Annotated in this window: 17 protein-coding genes; 5 read left to right on the forward strand and 12 right to left on the reverse strand. The window is 45.0% G+C overall.

Annotated features, from left to right (window positions below; genetic code table 11):
* Positions 1-87 precede the first annotated feature (87 nt).
* The 6 genes from B0182_RS14905 to B0182_RS09050 form a co-directional block, all read right to left on the reverse strand.
* Positions 88-795, reverse strand: a complete 708-nt coding sequence (locus B0182_RS14905) for an AAA family ATPase (RefSeq protein ID WP_244893670.1) — start codon at positions 793-795, stop codon at positions 88-90.
* Positions 796-802: 7 nt separating this feature from the next.
* A complete protein-coding gene (locus B0182_RS14910) occupies positions 803-1237 on the reverse strand; it encodes a hypothetical protein (protein WP_228157747.1) in 435 nt (144 codons plus the stop codon).
* Positions 1238-1297: 60 nt separating this feature from the next.
* Positions 1298-2056: a tRNA threonylcarbamoyladenosine dehydratase gene (locus B0182_RS09035; RefSeq protein WP_078274620.1), complete on the reverse strand. Its 759-nt coding sequence runs from the start codon at positions 2054-2056 to the stop codon at positions 1298-1300.
* A gap of 198 nt (positions 2057-2254) precedes the next feature.
* Positions 2255-3091: a TatD family hydrolase gene (locus tag B0182_RS09040; protein WP_078274621.1), complete on the reverse strand. Its 837-nt coding sequence runs from the start codon at positions 3089-3091 to the stop codon at positions 2255-2257.
* Positions 3092-3186: 95 nt separating this feature from the next.
* A complete protein-coding gene (uvrA, locus tag B0182_RS09045) occupies positions 3187-6054 on the reverse strand; it encodes an excinuclease ABC subunit UvrA (RefSeq protein ID WP_078274622.1) in 2868 nt (955 codons plus the stop codon).
* Between the two features lie 214 nt (positions 6055-6268).
* Complete coding sequence (locus tag B0182_RS09050; RefSeq protein WP_078274623.1) at positions 6269-6784, reverse strand: hypothetical protein; 516 nt, start codon at positions 6782-6784, stop codon at positions 6269-6271.
* 583 nt (positions 6785-7367) lie between these two features.
* Here B0182_RS09050 and metN point away from each other — a divergent pair.
* From metN to B0182_RS09065, 3 genes are all read left to right on the forward strand, one after another.
* Positions 7368-8414 (forward strand): methionine ABC transporter ATP-binding protein MetN, encoded by a 1047-nt coding sequence (gene metN, locus B0182_RS09055; RefSeq protein WP_078274624.1) that lies wholly within the window; start codon positions 7368-7370, stop codon positions 8412-8414.
* Entirely contained in the window at positions 8404-9093 is a 690-nt protein-coding gene (locus B0182_RS09060) for a methionine ABC transporter permease (RefSeq protein WP_078274625.1), read from the forward strand. Before metN ends, B0182_RS09060 begins: the two co-directional genes overlap by 11 nt.
* Before the next feature lie 179 nt (positions 9094-9272).
* Complete coding sequence (locus B0182_RS09065; protein WP_078274626.1) at positions 9273-10142, forward strand: MetQ/NlpA family lipoprotein; 870 nt, start codon at positions 9273-9275, stop codon at positions 10140-10142.
* 97 nt (positions 10143-10239) lie between these two features.
* Here B0182_RS09065 and pilB read toward each other — a convergent pair whose 3' ends face one another.
* Positions 10240-11949 carry a type IV-A pilus assembly ATPase PilB gene (gene pilB / locus B0182_RS09070; protein WP_078274627.1) on the reverse strand — a complete coding sequence of 570 codons (1710 nt, stop codon included), beginning with the start codon at positions 11947-11949 and terminating at the stop codon, positions 10240-10242.
* Between the two features lie 300 nt (positions 11950-12249).
* On the opposite strand from pilB, the gene tpiA reads away from it, so the two are divergent.
* Complete coding sequence (tpiA, locus tag B0182_RS09075; RefSeq protein WP_078274628.1) at positions 12250-12999, forward strand: triose-phosphate isomerase; 750 nt, start codon at positions 12250-12252, stop codon at positions 12997-12999.
* Between the two features lie 10 nt (positions 13000-13009).
* Positions 13010-13306: a preprotein translocase subunit SecG gene (gene secG, locus B0182_RS09080; protein ID WP_078274629.1), complete on the forward strand. Its 297-nt coding sequence runs from the start codon at positions 13010-13012 to the stop codon at positions 13304-13306.
* Between the two features lie 160 nt (positions 13307-13466).
* On the opposite strand, the gene B0182_RS09085 is transcribed toward secG, so the two are convergent.
* The 5 genes from B0182_RS09085 to era all read right to left on the reverse strand — a co-directional run bounded on the left by B0182_RS09085 (position 13467) and on the right by era (position 18162).
* A complete protein-coding gene (locus B0182_RS09085; protein ID WP_078274630.1) occupies positions 13467-13955 on the reverse strand; it encodes a hypothetical protein in 489 nt (162 codons plus the stop codon).
* Positions 13956-14116: 161 nt separating this feature from the next.
* Entirely contained in the window at positions 14117-15889 is a 1773-nt protein-coding gene (locus B0182_RS09090; RefSeq protein ID WP_078274631.1) for a sodium:solute symporter family protein, read from the reverse strand.
* Between the two features lie 2 nt (positions 15890-15891).
* Complete coding sequence (locus B0182_RS09095; RefSeq protein ID WP_078274632.1) at positions 15892-16200, reverse strand: DUF4212 domain-containing protein; 309 nt, start codon at positions 16198-16200, stop codon at positions 15892-15894.
* Between the two features lie 184 nt (positions 16201-16384).
* Positions 16385-16996 carry a 3'-5' exonuclease gene (locus tag B0182_RS09100; protein ID WP_078274633.1) on the reverse strand — a complete coding sequence of 204 codons (612 nt, stop codon included), beginning with the start codon at positions 16994-16996 and terminating at the stop codon, positions 16385-16387.
* Between the two features lie 161 nt (positions 16997-17157).
* A complete protein-coding gene (era, locus tag B0182_RS09105; RefSeq protein ID WP_078274634.1) occupies positions 17158-18162 on the reverse strand; it encodes a GTPase Era in 1005 nt (334 codons plus the stop codon).
* Positions 18163-18181 lie beyond the last annotated feature (19 nt).

Genomic DNA, 18181 nt, shown 5'->3' on the forward strand with positions numbered 1-18181 from the left:
TTTGAACCACTGCCAAAAATTAATATAAAAAATAAGGGCAAATTTAATTACCCTTATTCATCTATCTAAAATTTAACACCAATAGATTTAAACAAACCCAAATCCCACTTTTTTATCATCAACCGCTTTATATTCTTTTTCATCAATATGGGTTAATTCGGCAAGGGTCATCTCTTTATCCACTGTAATATCTTTGCCAATGGATTTTAGATAGGCATTGCATTTTTCAATAGACAATTTACCAAATTGATATTCAGCAATGAGTCGCCCACGCCTTAATAAAGCATGGTCAATATCCATTAAATCGGCATTAAAGGTACAAATAAACTGGCATTCTAATACGTCTGACAATATCCCATCAGCGATATTTAGAATAATGCCCACCACATCCGTTTGATTGCCACCGCCGACACGCTCGGCAATATAATTTTCGCAGTCTTCTAATACCAATACCGAATTTTTTTGCTCAATAAGCATACTCATAAATTCAGGTTTGGCAAGCTCGCCAATCATATTATTTGGCACAAAGATAAAATCCTTATCGGGAATTTGGGCGGTGAGCCATTTGATATAATTAGTCTTGCCCGTCCCTGCCAAGCCGTGCAATAACACCACGCCTTTTTTTCCTTGTGCCAATTCATCTTTAATTTTAGCATGAACAGGCAAAAAGTCGTCATTATACATTGTCTGCAAATCAAGCGTATAAGGTTTAATGCCTTGATGCTTAAATACCAAATCTCGCCCTTCTTTTAATAATAGCAATACTTTACTATCTTTTGAGATGTATTTTTGCAAATACTCATTAAAAAAAAGAGCGAATATTGGTTAATGAATGCTCATTTCTTGGGTCATAAAAAATATGGTCTATTCGCAAAAATCCTGATTCAATAATGGTTTTGTCATATTCATTGCTTAGGTTTTCGCTGGCGACAATAAATAAGTCATATTTATCATAAAAATAGCAAATTTCATTTTCATAAAATACATGGTTCTTTTTGTCAAACGCCACAGGATGATAATCGGTACATTTAACAAAATCCACTAATTTGTCTTTTTTAATCACCATATCATGAAAATCAACACTGGGTAAAATGGACGATAAAAGCTGATAATAAGGGTTGTCATGCGTGGACGTAGAACGCTCCAAATCCTGTGCCACGATTTGATATTGATTGTCCATATAGACTTCATTAAAAATCTTTTTTGGATGATAATGTTTGGATTGTAAAATTTTCATAAGATAACTTCATTTTTTGTGAATTTATTAATTGCCAAATTGAGATAATAACAGATAAAGTTAAAAATTACCAATCATCTTTAAACATTCGCTTGCCATTATCATGCCCACGCTTGCCGTTACCGTTACTGCCGAGCCATAGCCACCACAGTTAAGCCCACTCTCGCAGGCATTGGCAAGTTTTAGGGGTTCGGATGAATAGACACACTTCATGCCAAACTTTTCCTTTAAAGATTTATTGATATTTTTATCTCTTAGATTTTGGCGTAATTTGGCAAGTAAGGGGTCTTGATAGACGTCTTTTAAATCACTTACCTTTATTTGTAAAGGGTCAATTTTGCCCCCTGCTCCGCCTGATATGATGAGCTTAACCTTATTAAATCGGCAGTATAAGGCGATTGCCAATTTGGCATTCATATCGTCCACACAGTCTAATATAATGAGCGGTCTTTTTTTGGCTTTGTATTCTTTTATGACATCAATACTTGGTAATAGATTATCGATATTATCAGGCGTGATAAATTCATCAATGGCATTGATTTTGATAGCAGGATTGATGCCTACCACTCGCTTTGTCATCTCGCCGATTTTGGATTCACCAAAGGTGTCCGTTAGGGCGGGCAGTTGGCGATTGACATTACTCTCCACCAACACGTCCATGTCAATGAGCGTCAGCTCGCCTATGCCGGTGCGAGCAAGGGCTTCTGTCGCCCACGACCCCACGCCACCGATACCGATGATGATAACGTGGGCATTGCTAAATTTATCAAAATCATCTTGATATAGCGTGCAGGTGCCTGTAAATCTGCGGTTGATCATTTTATTTTTACTCTTTAAATTTTGGGTAAATAAATTACCCCTATAACCTAAAAATAATTATTAAATAATTGATGAGTAGGTATTTTAAATTAAGATTAAATCATTTCATGGTGCGTAATACACACCCTACCAATTTTTACTTTACATTTTGAGCGAATTGCAATTCGCCCCTACCTTATTATCATTTTCAAAAATCATTTAACAATAGTCAAAATTAGTTTTAAATGCGTCATTGCTATTTTGCCAAAGTTTATATGCCAATTTTTCTTTATCCATATTAAATAATACCGATAACTCATCTAAAACATATATTAAATTTTTTGGCTCATTAAAATAATTACCGCCTATTTGAGCAGGAATAGGGTTCATATCAGGGCAATCGGTCTCAATAACAAAAGCAGATATACCAATTTTATCAAAAACCGTTTTTACTGCTTGGCGTAATTTTTTGGCATTGGGGTTGGTGATTTGCCCTGTAATGCCAATTTTAAAACCCAATTTGGCAAAATGCAACGCTTCATTTTCGCCACCGCTAAAACTATGAGCAATACCGCCTTGATTGTAGGCGTTGTATTTTTGCATCTTTAAAAGTTTTAGGGTATCGGCGTGTGATTTGCGAATGTGCAATAAAATGGGTAAATCATGCGTTTTTGATAAGCCGATTTGCTCTATAAAAAAACGGCATTGCTTATTATAATTATCCACCGATTTTAATTCATCAGAATAAGTATCAAGCCCTATCTCACCAATGGCAATGTTGGGATATTTGTTTAGATAATTATCTAAAATATACAAGTCATCATCGCCATGCTTTTTGATATATAACGGGTGCAAGCCACACGCCAAATGATGCTTGATTGAATAATGGTCATCGGCATAGTATTTGACCTGTCTCATTCTGTCAAAATACTTTGCCAAATAGCCGATAAGCACCACATGACGCACGCCATGCGTAAAAGCGGTGCGGTTGTAGTCATCTCGCTTATTGTCATATTCGGGTACGTCAAAATGGGTGTGGGTGTCAAATAAGTACATGGGCTACCTTTTTGGCGGATTGAGACTACTTCGTCTTGGTATCAATAACAATGCCAAGGCGGTTAGGGTCAGTTTAAGCAGTTTGGATTTTTTCATCAACCCTTATCCAACACCATTTTTAAAAACCGCCCTGTATGCGACTTTTCGTCTTGTGCCACTTGTTCGGGCGTGCCTGTGGCGACAATCTCGCCCCCACCCGAGCCACCTTCATAACCTAAATCCACAATGTGGTCGGCGGTCTTGATGACGTCTAGGTTATGCTCAATAACCACCACCGTGTTGCCTTTATCACGCAGAGCATGCAAAATGTCAAGCAGTTTGGCAATGTCTTCAAAATGCAAGCCTGTGGTCGGCTCATCTAGGATATAAAGGGTTTGCCCTGTGTCTCGTTTGGCAAGCTCTTTGGCAAGTTTCACCCTTTGGGCTTCGCCCCCTGACAATGTCGTGGCGGATTGCCCAAGCTGAATGTAGCCCAAGCCCACCTGCATCAGGGCTTCTAATTTGCGATGAATGGCAGGGATTGCTTCAAAAAACGCCAACGCATCTTCTACCGTCATGGCAAGCACGTCCGATATGGATTTGCCCTTATAGTGGACTTCTAGGGTCTCACGATTGTAGCGTTTGCCTGCACAGACATCGCACGGCACATACATATCGGGCAAAAAGTGCATTTCCACCTTTATCATACCGTCCCCTTGACAGGCTTCACAGCGACCGCCCTTGACGTTAAAGCTAAACCGCCCTGCCTTATAGCCCCTTGCTCGAGCTTCGGGGGTCTGGGTAAACAGGTCTCTGATGAGCGTAAACACGCCCGTATAAGTGGCAGGGTTGGAGCGTGGCGTGCGACCGATTGGGCTTTGGTCTATGTCCACCATTTTATCAAGGTGTTCAAGCCCTGTGATTTTGTCATACGGCTCAGGCACAAGCGTGGTTGCGTTATTTAGGTGCGTGGCAGACAGTGGCATCAGCGTGCGGTTGATGAGCGTGGATTTGCCTGAGCCTGATACGCCTGTGATACAGGTCATGACACCGATTGGGATGGCTAGGTTGACATTTTTTAGATTATTGCCCTTGGCTCCGTCTAGGCGGATATATAAGGGTTCGGTAATGGTTTTTTTGCCTTTTTTAATCTCGCCTGTCTTGGCACTGTGGCGGATTTTGGGAATCTCAATGCGTTTTTTGCCAGATAAATATTGTCCTGTTAATGAATCATCATTTTTGGCAATCTCGTCCGCCGTCCCTGTGGCAATCACACGTCCCCCATGCACGCCTGCCCCCACACCAATATCAATAATATGGTCAGCGGTGCGAATGGCGTCTTCGTCATGCTCCACGACAATGACGGTATTGCCTAGGTCTCGCAGGTGCGTCAGCGTGGATAGCAGGCGGTCATTGTCTCGTTGGTGTAAGCCAATGGACGGCTCATCAAGCACATACATAACCCCCATAAGCCCTGCCCCGATCTGGCTCGCTAGCCTGATACGCTGAGCTTCTCCGCCCGATAACGTCTCGGCAGAGCGGGCAAGGGTCAAATATTCTAGCCCCACTTTGGTCAAAAAGCCCAAACGCTCACGAATTTCTTTAAAAATCTTATCCGCTACTTCGCCTTTGTGTCCGCCGATGTGCAGGTTTTCATAATATTCCCACGCTTGCCCTATTGGCAGGGCAATGATGTCGCCCACGCCCCGTCCGTCCACTTTGACGTTGCGGGCGATGTCATTTAGGCGAACACCATGACACACGTTACAAGTCGTATCGGATAAATATTGAGCCAGCTCATCTCGCACGATGTTACTTGTGGTGCTGTGATAACGGCGTTCTAGGTACGGTAAAATCCCTTCAAATGGCACGGTTTTGGTTGTTTTACGCCCACGCTCATCGGTAAAATTAAAGGTCAGTTTTTCTTTGCCCGAACCGTTTAAAATGATAGTTTGCTCTTTTTTGGTTAAGTCTTGCCACGGCTTATCCATGTCAATGCCAAAATGCGTGCAAACGGTTGTCAATAGCCCAAAATAATACGCATGGCGTTTGTCCCAACCGTGTATCGCCCCTTGATTTAAGGATTTGGCAGGTTCGGTAACGATACGTTCGGCAGAGAAATACTGGCGTTTGCCAAGCCCATCGCAGGACGGACACGCTCCAGCGGGATTGTTAAAGCTAAACAGGCGTGGCTCTAACTCACTCACCGCCCTATCACAGGTAGGGCAAGAGTGCTTGGCGGACAGCACCGTCTCGCTCTCATCGTCCATGTTATGCAAAATGGCAATGTCCGAGCCTAGACGTAACGTGGTCTCCAAACTCTCCGCCACACGATTGCCCAAATCACCTCGCACCTTAAATCTATCTACCACCACGTCTATGGTGTGTTTGTGCGTTTTGGCAAGGGTGGGCAGCTCGTCCATGTCATAGACTACCCCGTCAATGCGAACTTTGGTAAAGCCCTGTGCCTGTAAGCCCTCCAATAGGGCAATATGCTCGCCCTTACGCTCACGCACGACAGGGGCAAGGAGCATGAGACGAGTGCCGTCAGGTTTGGCAAGAATGTCGTCCACCATTTCGCTCACGGTTTGGGCGACCATGGGCAAGCCGTGTTCAGGACAATGAGGCGTGCCGACACGAGCAAATAGCAAACGCAGATAATCATACACTTCGGTAATCGTGCCGACGGTGGAGCGGGGGTTATGGTTGGTTGATTTTTGTTCAATGGCAATGGCGGGGGATAAGCCTTCTATGCTGTCCACGTCAGGCTTTTCCATTTGCGATAGAAACTGGCGAGCATAAGCGGACAAGCTCTCCACATAACGTCTTTGCCCTTCGGCGTAGAGCGTATCAAAGGCGAGCGATGATTTGCCCGAACCTGATAAACCTGTAATCACGACTAACTTGTCTCGTGGAATGTCCACGTTGATGTCTTTTAGGTTGTGGGTTTTTGCCCCTTTGATACTGATGTATTCGTGTGCCATGATATGCCTTTTAATATTTTGATAAATGTTTAGGTATTTAAAATACGATAGGTTTATAAATGGGGGTATTTTTAAAATTTGAAATAGCAATAACCAAAATTTACAATGATAAAACAGCACAAAAAACCACCTAAATGCAGAGCATTTAAGTGGTTTTATTTTATGAACCCAATTAAAATTAATCAGGCAAATTTAACTTATTATTTAGCACTTCTTAGTACTTTACACGATACCATGCATCACGAGCAGCAAGTTTGGCTTGTTCCCACGCCAGACGTGATTCGCCTTTAACTTCATTCCATGAACGCTCCAAATCATTTTCATGATCTTCAAAGCGAGCATCAGCAGGATAATGTGGGCGGTTAGCATAACCTACGGCATAAGCAGGTAGGTAGTCACGGTCATAATCATAACCTGCTACATAAGCGGGCGATGTGGCATAGTGAGCACGCCAGTAGGCTTCTTCAATGGTTGGGTCAAAGGCTTCGCCTGCGGCACTGCCTGCACCACCACCAACGATTGCACCCACGGCACCGCCAATAAGCGCCCCTAGTGGACCTGCCAATGCACCAATGGCTGCCCCTGCGGCTGCACCGCCTAAGCCGCCGACTGCCGTGCCCACTGGGTGTGAACCTGGCTCGCCTGTGATTGGGTCAGCGTTTAGGTCTGCTTTAGTCTCATCGGACATATTTTTTACAACGTCACGATCGATATGGTCATAATTACTCATGATGAATTCCTTATTAAAATGGGTTTGTTACTTGGTTATTACTGATTTGGGCGAAGTGAAACTCTATTTTCATTTAACGTTGATTTTATTCATTATTTAAACTAACATAACAACCTAGCAAATCATCATTAAAATCATCCAAAATTAGCTTTACCCACGGCACCAACCATGTTACGTCATTCATGCTTATCATCTTGGTTCAACAGATATCAAGCATTCATTTAGTATTCATCTCTCGTTGGCGATGGATGTATGATAGGGGATTTTTGGGGCGTGTGATAGCCACAAAATGTAAAATCATCGGCAGTCTTGTGCGTGATTTAACCTAGAAATTTTAAAAATGTTACTATATTGTTGCAACTGTCGTGGTTGTGCGAATGCGTTCGGTAAAATGTAATTTTGCGTAAATTTTGGACAGTCTACCACATGAAAGCTTCTTTAAAAATTGACACTGATGTTTTTGATATCAGCAAGCGAGCATCAACATGACAATTGTTATCACAAACCTACCAATTCATCAATTTTTGCCATAACACTCGCCCAATCCATGCTATAATAGCTAATTTCCCCAAATTTACCCATTATGATAAGATTACAAGGCGTTAGCAAAACTTTCGCCATAAAAAAAGACGGCAAACCCACAACCTTTACCGCCCTACAACCGACCGATTTGACGGTGGCAAAGGGCGAGATTTTTGGTGTGATTGGAGCCAGCGGAGCAGGTAAATCCACGCTCATTCGCTGTGTGAACCTCCTAGAACGCCCCACGACAGGACACGTGTTTGTGGACGGTGTGGACTTGATGAGTCTAGATAACACCGCCCTTATCAAGGCTCGCCGTCATATCGGCATGATTTTTCAGCAGTTTAATTTGCTCTCATCTCGCACGGTGTTTGATAATGTCGCTTTAAGCCTTGAACTGTCTGGCACGCCCAAACACGTCATCAAAGAAAAGGTAAGCTCCCTGCTTGATTTGGTGGGCTTATCCGAGCGTCATCACGCCTATCCGTCTAGCTTATCAGGCGGTCAAAAACAGCGTGTCGCCATTGCTCGAGCGTTGGCAACCGACCCCAAGGTACTACTTTGCGACGAGGCAACCAGTGCCTTAGACCCTGCCACAACAGGGGCGATTTTGGATTTATTAAAAAAAATCAACAGCGAGCTTGGCATCACCATACTGCTCATCACGCACGAAATGGACGTGGTCAAACGCATTTGTGATAAAGTGGCGGTCATTGACAAGGGCGTGTTGGTGGAGCAAGGCACGGTGGGGCAGATTTTTGCCAATCCCCAAACCGAGCTTGCCCATGACTTTATCAAGGCGACTTTTCATGTAAGCCTACCTGATGAATTTTTGGCACGCCTGCACACCCATGAGACGGACGGCACTTATCCTGTGATACGCTTTGAATTTAGTGGCAAAACGGTGGACAGTCCGCTCTTTTCGGAGGCGACACGGCGATTTGGCGTGGCATTTAACATTTTGACTTCACAAATGGACTATGTGGGCGGTGTCAAGTTTGGCGTAACCATAAGCCAAATGATTGGCGAGCGGACGGCGTGCGTGGAGGCGTTGGCGTTTTTTACAGAACATCATGTTGGATTTGAGGTGTTAGGCCATGTGGCATGAGATTTATCAAGGCTTTATGAGCGAGCTGACCCCCCAAATGTGGCAAATGGTCTATAAGTCCACTTACGAGACGGTCTATATGGGACTGGTCTCTACCGCCATATCGGTGCTGGTGGGGCTACCGCTTGGGTTTGTGGCGTTTTTGACGGGCAAGGGGCGGATTTTGGCGAACAAGCCTTTATTTGCCATATTGGACGTGGTTATCAACGTGGGGCGGTCGGTGCCGTTTATCATTTTGCTCATTATTTTATTGCCCTTTACTCGTCTGATTGTGGGGACAACGCTCGGCACGACCGCCGCCATTGTGCCACTTGCCATGGCCGCCATTCCTTTTGTGGCAAGGCTTACCGCCAATGCTTTGGCAGAAATCGCCACAGGCTTGACCGAATCGGCTCATGCCATGGGGGCGACCAACTGGCAAATCATCACCAAATACTACTTCCCCGAAAGCCTACCCATACTCATCAACGCCATAACGCTCACTCTCGTCTCGCTCATCGGCTACTCGGCAATGGCAGGCGTGGTGGGCGGTGGCGGTCTGGGCAACCTTGCTATCAGCTATGGCGAACATCGTGGTATGGTCTATGTCAAATGGATAGCGACCGTCATCATCGTGGCGATTGTCATGATATGCCAAAAGGCGGGGGATATGCTTGCCGAGCGGTTTGACCATAGATGATATGCCAAAATGGCATAACCTTTTGTCAAAATTTTAGCCAAAATTCATATTGAAGTTTGGCTAATTTTTTGCTTTAATATACTAAAATTTATTGTTGTCATGATTTTGTCATTTGATAAATTCAATGATTTTAAATTGACAAACAGATAAATATCATTCCTTTTAAACAGAGAACCCTTATGAAAGCAAACAAATTTTTTGGTCTGTGTGCCTTAGCGTCAGGCATTGCCCTGGTCGGCTGTGGTGGCGACAAACCTACCCAAACCGACACCAAAACCGACACAACCACCCAAACCACAACGGTAAAAGCTTGCCCTGCTGGCGACCCTAACAAAATCAAAGTGGGCGTGATGAGTGGACCTGAACATAAAGTTGCCGAAGTGGCCGCCAAAGTCGCCCAGGAAAAATACGGTCTGGTGGTAGAATACGTTGAGTTCAACGACTACGCCTTACCCAACACCGCCGTATCCAAGTGCGACCTAGACGCCAACGCCATGCAACACAAGCCCTATCTTGACAAAGACAGCCAAGAGAAAAAGCTGGATAATCTGGTCATCGTAGGCAATACCTTTGTATATCCACTGGCGGGCTATTCTAGGAAAATCAAAAGCATAAGCGAACTTAAAGACGGTGCTATCGTGGCAGTGCCAAACGACCCGTCAAACCTAGCTCGTGCACTCATTTTACTTGAAAAACAAGGGCTTATCAAGCTAAAAGACAACACCAACCTATTCTCAACATCGCTTGACATCGTAGAGAACCCCAAAAAACTTGAAATCAAAGAAGTGGATACATCAGTCGCCGCTCGTGCCTTAGATGACGTGGATTTGGCAGTGGTGAACAACACTTATGCAGGTCAAGTGGGTCTAACCGCTAATGACGGCGTATTTGTTGAAGACAAAGATTCGCCTTATGTGAACATCATCGTTGCCCGTGCCGACAACAAAGACTCGGACGCCATCAAAAACTTCGTTCAAGCCTATCAGTCTGATGAGGTAGAAGCCGAAGCCAAAAACCAATTTAAAGACGGTGTGGTTAAAGGCTGGTAAATAATCAAAAAATAAGGGCGTGATTGCCCTTACTTTTTTACCCTGTTTTTATCAATCAAAAGCCCTTGAATATACAAGGGCTTTTGTTTAAGCGATGTTATTCAGAAGTTACCCGATACATCTCTTGGATACTGGTCGTGCCTTGCAAGACTTTCATGATACCCGAGCGTCTCAAATCGCGAAAGCCGTGTTTCATCGCTTCGTCTTTGATTTGAATGGCATTACCGTCTTCCATGATAATCCGAGCGATACTTGGGTAGATTTTCATGACTTCATAGATACCCACACGCCCCTTGTAGCCTTCACGACACTCAGAACAGCCCACAGGCTCATAGATGACGTTATCAGGATTGGCAAGATCTTCTTCGGTAAAGCCCATTTCTAGCAGGCTCTGCTTAGGTACGTTGGTCGGCTTTTTGCAGTTTTTGCACAGACGGCGAGCCAGACGCTGGGCGATCACTAAGTTTACCGATGTGGCAATGTTAAACGATGCCACGCCCATATTACGCAGACGAGTTAGGGTCTCAGGAGCGGAGTTGGTGTGCAGGGTGGATAATACCATGTGTCCCGTTTGGGCGGCTTTAATGGCAATCTCGGCAGTCTCCAAATCACGAATCTCACCGACCATGACGATGTCAGGGTCTTGACGTAGGAATGCTTTTAGGGCGGAGGCGAACGTGAGACCCACTTTGGGGTTGACGTTGACTTGGTTAATCCCTTCTAAGTTAATTTCCACAGGGTCTTCGGCGGTAGAGATGTTGGTCTCGGGCGTATTTAGGATGTTAAGACCAGTATAGAGCGAGACCGTTTTACCCGAACCTGTCGGACCTGTGATAAGTAGCATGCCTTGAGGTTTATCAAGAGCTTCTAAGAACAGCTCTTTTTGGTCAGGCTCATAGCCGAGTGCATCAATACCAAGCATCGCTGATGACGGGTCAAGAATACGCAGTACGAGCTTTTCGCCAAAGAGCGTAGGGCAGGAGTTCACACGAAAGTCAATGGCTTTTGTTTTGGAGATTTTTAGCTTAATACGACCATCCTGGGGAGCTCGGCGTTCGGATATGTCCATTTGCGACATGACTTTAAGACGAGCGGCGATTTTACCTGCCAGTTGTACTGGTGGGCGATTAATGATTTGCAAAACCCCATCCACACGAAAACGCACACGGTAAGACTTCTCATACGGCTCAAAGTGCAAATCCGATGCTCCCATACGAATGGCATCAAGGAGCATTTTATTAACGAACTTGACCACAGGGGCATCTTCACCACCGCCTGAATTGACGTCAGCACCTTCATCATCTTCATCACCTGACCCACCATCAAAGTCCCCTGACAGGTCAACATCGCCTAGGTTGCCCAGTCCGCCACCGCCTGAGTAGACATTCTCAATCATCTTTTTGAGCTTGTCTTCTTCGACAACGATGGTCTCAACAGTCAGCTTGGCGTTAAAGGAGATGGCATCAATGGCATCTAGACGGGTGGGGTCGGACAAACCCACAAAAAGTTTATTACCCCGTTTAAAGAGTGGCAATGCCCCATACTGATTAATGATTTTCTCATCAACCAGCTCTTTATTGACCGCATCAGGAGACAGTGCATTTAGGTCAAATAATGGGTCGCCAAATTCATGAGCAAGCAGACTGGCAATCTTATTTGCAGGGGCAACTTTGTTTTCTACCAAATATGGCACAATCGCCATGCTTTGCTGCTGGGCTTCGGTCAGAGCCTTGGTCATGGCATCAGGGGCAACCAAGCCATTTGACACCAAAATGTGTGCCAAACCACCAAAATTCGGAGCGGACATAATATTTTCCTAAATCATTTGCCAATGTTTATTAAAATCAAATGAGCGACAAATTTTAAAAGAAATGTGTCATCAGATAAAAATTGGCGTGAAAATTGCATATATTTTTGCTTATTTTACTCCAAAAATACAAAATTTGCTGTGCTTTTGCCATAAAATTTTACTCAAAGGGCAAAGTTTTAGGATTATCGGAAAAACACCGCCAATAATACCGCCCATCATTTGTGTGCTGATTTTTTGGGGAATGTTTGCTATAATATGCTGTTAGGTTAAAATTACAATAGAGCCAAAGGAAATCCCATGAGTCAAAAATACGTCATCGGCAACTGGAAGTTAAACCCTGCCGCCGTATCAGACGCGGCCGCCCTTGCCACAAGCCTGCCTGCCAATGATGGCTGTACTGTGGGCGTGGTGCCGAGCCTTGTGCATTTATCAGCTGTCAAATCAGCTTTGGCGGACGGCATCCTGCTCGGCGTGCAAGACATCGCCCATAAGACGGCTAAGACAGGGGCATTTACAGGCGATGTATCGGCTTGCCAAGTGGCGGATATTGGGGCGACTTTTACCCTTGTGGGACACTCCGAACGCCGTCAATATCATGGCGAGACCGATAAGATTTTATCCGCCAAAATCGCCCACGCTTTTGCTCACGGTTTATCGGTCATCTACTGCATTGGCGAGACCAAAGATGAGTATGAGCGTGGCGAGACGTTTGGGATTTTAAAAAACCAATTAGCCATTTTAAAGGCGTTTGTAAATCAAGCAGATGACGATGCTGCCAAACTTATCATCGCTTATGAGCCTGTTTGGGCAATTGGCACGGGGCTTACCCCAACCTTTGATGAAATTGAAAAAACACACCGCTTTATCAAAGACGAATTAGCTACATTTGGTATGACCACCCCCATTTTATATGGCGGTAGCGTGAACGACAAAAACGCCCCCAACTTTGCCAAATCAGATGTCATCGATGGGGCATTGGTCGGTGGAGCTTCCTTGAAAACCGACAGCTTTACCGCCATTATCCACGCATTTAGCCAATCAAAATAACGAGAACACCATGTTTACATTTATCTTAGCCATTCATATCATTGTCGCCATTGCCTTATCAGGTCTCATACTCATTCAGCACGGCAAAGGGGCGGATGCTGGGGCAAGTTTTGGCTCTGGAGCGGCAGGCACGGTGTTTGGGGCGGCAGGTTCGGCAAACTTTCTAACTCGCACCACCGCCATCCTTGCCACCATATTTTTCTGCACAAGCTTGGCACTGGGCTATCATGCCCAACAAGAAGCCCGTGACCAACTACGCCTAGATGTGCCTGTGGCTGATGCGTCCACGCCTACCAAAACACCGTGATTTGATGATGGGCAGGGGTCGGGTTTTGCCAAGCTCTTATCACAATGAATACTTCTCAATTTAACATCCGTGTCTTAATGGCAAGTCATTTAGACACGGATTTTTCGGCAAAATCAACAATACTTTTGGTTTCCCTCCCTTTTTCCTGTTCCGCTCTAGCCTAGCGACACACCAGCCCTACCGCCTTATCGGCATAGTCCAATTTTTGCCAATTAAGACGGCTAAAATCCCGATTTATCACATAACTTTGCACGCCTTTTTGACAGTCAAATAACACGTCCAATTTTTGGGCAGGCAAGCGTCTTTCAAAAAAATACACCTGAGCTTGTTTGGTTGTTTCATCAAGGCTGACAACATTGGCGGTATCTAGCACCACAAATTGAAACACTTGGGGCTTAACGTACGACCACGGACGAAACCACGTTGTCTTTGGCACGCTTGCCACCACCACGCTTCCATCGGGCAGTTTGGCACTGGTATCGCCAAACCATCGGTATTCGCTGTACACCTGATAACTCATCATACCAAGCCCTGCCATGATGGGAATGAACCATTTTGGCGTTTTTTTATAAAAAATCTTAATCGGCATGGCAAGCCCTGCAAATAAAAAGCCTGCAAATATCATTGCCGTAATGTCCCAAAACATCATGTTTTTCCCTTAAAATATATTTTAAAAAAATAGAGTTATACACAGTGTCTAAACTCAACATTATCGTATTAAACAACACCTAAATTTTTATCATTATAAATCAAATCCATATAAAAAACTGCCTAAAACCGAGATTTTAAGCAGTTTTTGGTAAGAGCCGATTAGTGGTCAACAGCAGCACCCGCTCCTTTTGGATAACGCACGCTTTCAACCAAGTCTTGAATCTCTTGTGATGGCGGTGCGGTCATGTACGATACCGCAAAGGCAACCACAAAGTTAATCAAGGCTCCGATTGGACCAAAGCCTAGTGGGCTAATCCCCATAATCCAACCTGATGCGTCATCGGCAAGCATATTAGTACCAGGGATAAAGAACCAGCCTTTGAATAGGAAAATGTACACGCACGTTACGATAAGACCTGCCAGCATACCTGCCACCGCTCCTTTGTCGTTGATGCGTTTTGAGAAAATACCCATCATGAGTGCAGGGAACAAGGACGAGCCTGCAATACCAAAGGCAAGGGCAACCGTCTGGGCGGCAAACCCAGGGGGATTCATGCCAAGCCATGTTGCAATCGCAATCGCCACAATCATCGAGACGCGAGCAACATTGAGTTCGCCCTTATCGCTAATATCAGGCTTGATAACCATCTTGATAAGGTCGTGCGAGATGGCAGACGAGATGGCAAGTAGTAAACCTGCGGCGGTAGATAGAGCAGCAGCGATACCCCCTGCGGCAATCAGACCGATGACCCATGGTGGCAAGTTGGCAATCTCAGGGTTGGCAAGCACCATGATGTCGTTGTTTACGTCAAGCTCATTGCCTTTTAGACCTTTGGATTCGGCAGCAACAAGGAAGGCTTCGTCTTTTGACTTGTCGTTATAGTAGTCAATTTTGCCATCATTATTTTTGTCTTCAAATTTTAAAAGACCTGTTTGTTCCCAGTTTTTCATCCACTCAGGGCGAGCTTCGTACTCAATGGGGGCAGACTGCGTGCCATTTGGATATACAGTATCCACCAAATTCATGCGAGACATCGTGCCCACCGCAGGGGCGGCGGTGTATAGCAAGGCGATAAATACCAGCGTCCAACCTGCTGATGAACGAGCGTCCGAGACTTTATTTACCGTAAAAAAGCGGATGATAACGTGGGGCAAACCTGCCGTACCAATCATAAGCGACAAGGTCAATAAGAACATATTGAGCTTATCAGGCACATCGGCAGTATAAGCGGCAAAGCCTAGGTCGGTAATCAGTCCATCGAGCTTGGCAAGCATGGTTTCACCACCTTCTACCGTGCCAAACATACCAAGAGCAGGAATAGGATTGCCTGTTAGGTTTAGCGAGATAAAAATCGCAGGAACGATATAAGCAATCATCAAAACGACATATTGAGCCACCTGCGTGTAGGTAATGCCTTTCATACCGCCAAGTACCGCATAAAACAGCACGACAATGGCAGCGATGATAAGCCCTGTGTTTTTATCCACTTCCAAAAAGCGAGAGAACGCCACGCCTGCTCCTGTCATCTGTCCGATGACATAAGTGGTACATGCTAGGATAAGGCAGACCACCGCAATCAAGCGAGCAGGTTTTGAGTAAAAACGGTCGCCAATAAAGTCAGGCACGGTAAATTTACCAAATTTACGCAAATATGGAGCAAGTAGCAAAGCAAGCAGTACAAATCCACCCGTCCAGCCCATCAGATAAGCAGACGCTGCATAACCGCCCATCGCAATCATGCCCGCCATCGAGATAAAGGACGCGGCACTCATCCAGTCGGCTCCTGTCGCCATGCCGTTTACCACAGGGTGAACACCGCCACCTGCGACATAAAATTCCTTCGTTGAGCCTGCTCTTGCCCAAATGGCAATCCCAAAATACAGGGCAAAGGACAGCCCCACAAAAATCAAGTTAATAGCAAATTGACTCATCCTTAGTCCTCCTCAACGCCATATTGTTTGTCCAATTTATTCATTCGCCATGCATAAAAGAAAATCAAGGCAACAAAGGTCAAAATTGCCCCCTGCTGCCCAAACCACAGCCCCAAATCCGTTCCCATAAAGCTAATGCCCATCAAGGCGGGGCGAAGTAAGATGGCAAAACCAAGCGAGACGACCGCCCAAACGACCAAACAGCCGATGATGATACGCACGTTGGCACGCCAATAGCCTTGGGCATCTGCTGGGGCATTGGGTGACGGGGTGTTTGTAGGGGTGTGAGTGGTGTTTGAAGTTTCTGACATTGCTTTCTCCAAAGTTGGTAAAAAAGCAAAGAAAGCAGATTTTGATGGGTTTTCTCCCTTGAATAATTCATTGCTTCCTTGCAAATTACAGGTGTTTCTTACACCTTGATTTAGAATAGCACAACTGTGAGCAATTGCAATAGTCTATACAAAATTTTTTTGTTAATAAAAAGAATGGTTATCATCAAACCCTGCGATACCTAAGAGCCAAATACATCATCGCTACGTTGATGGCATCATTTAGGGCATCATGGCGTGGCAGGTCGGGAATGCCTAGGGCGTTTATCATCGTTGCCATTTTTAGGTCAATTTCGGCATCATAATATTTATGGCGAGTTTCTTGGGCGTGGTAAATCCTTGATATTTCTATTTGTTTTTGGGGTAGGGTTATCCCTGCCATTGGTTTTAAAAATTTATTGACCATCGCCACGTCATATTCCAAAAAATAACCCACAAGCGGTCGCCCACCGACAAAGTCCAAAAACTGCCGTATTGCCGTTTCGGTGTCCAAGCCATCCTTTAAATCTTTGGGGCGTAGTCCGTGTATCGTTACATTAGTGGCACTCATGATGCCTTCGGGTTTAACCAGCACATAAAAGCTCTCGTCTGTCAAAATGCGATTGCCCCGAATCTTAACCGCTCCGATAGAGATGATATGGGCTTCTTTGACGTTAAGGCTTGTGGTCTCACAGTCAAAGCTAACCAGTTCATCAAGGTGCGGTTCATATAAGGGCAGATAAGGGGAGCCTGCAGGTAGGCGGTGCTTTGCCCAAGCGTGCTTTAGGGTGTGGAACATGGATTTTCCTTATGATGAATGTCTTCCTTTTTAAATGATGTCGTAAAATGGCATGTATCAAAATACAGGGGCTTGCCCTATTCTCAACTTTGTATCAGTGATGGATTTATCAAGGGCGAATTGCAATTCGCCCCCACATTGGCAAATTTTAAAAGCCCAACTTAATACCCCAAACTATTTAATGCCCGTTCATCATCGCTCCACCCTTTTTTGACTTTGACCCACAAGGTGAGCATGATTTTTTTGTCAAACAGCTTTTCCATGTCTTGACGGGCTTCTATGCCGACTTGTTTAATGCGTGAGCCTTTGTCGCCGATGACAATGGTTTTTTGCCCTGCCCGCTCCACAAAAATGGTCGCATCAATAAACGTTACCGCACGTCGCCATTTGCCCGTCTCAGGGTCTTTGTGAGCAGGCTCGTCTTTAAAGGTGTCAATTTGCACGGTCAAATCGTACGGCACTTCATCGCCAGACGCTCGCATGATTTTTTCACGGATAATCTCGCTCGCCAAAAACCGCTCACTGCGGTCGGTAATCTGCTCGGGGTCAAAAATGGGCGGACGGGTCGGCAAAAAGCCTGCAATCACGTCCATAAGCCTATCTAAGTTATGCCCACGCAAGGCGGACACAGGCACAATGTCGGCAAAATCAAAACTTTCTTGGTATTCGCCGATGAGTGGCAAAAGTTTGGATTTATCTTTAATGGTGTCAGCTTTGTTGATGACAAGCACCACAGGCAGATTGGTCGCTGACAACTTTTCAAGGGTCAAAAGGTCGTCCTCTCGCCACTGGACACTGTCCACCACAAACAGCACCAAATCCACATCTGATAAGGCGGACATGGCGGTTTTGTTCATACGCTCGTTGATTACCTTAACTTCTTTAGTGTGAATACCAGGAGTATCGACAAACACCATTTGGCAAGTGTCGTTGGTCAAAATGCCATGAATGCGATGGCGTGTGGTCTGTGGTTTACGACTGGTAATGGATAATTTTTGACCAAGCAAATGGTTCATGAGCGTGGATTTACCCACGTTGGGGCGACCGACAATCGCCACAAAACCTGCTTTAAAGTCATCAGAAACCACAGACGTGGGATTGTCATTAAAAAAGGCGGAAATGGTATTTTCATTATTGGTCTGGTTTTGGTCGTGTGCGTTTGTCATGATTTTCCTAAATTCTCAA

It is taken from the genome of Moraxella bovis (assembly GCF_002014975.1).
Taxonomy (GTDB): domain Bacteria; phylum Pseudomonadota; class Gammaproteobacteria; order Pseudomonadales; family Moraxellaceae; genus Moraxella; species Moraxella bovis.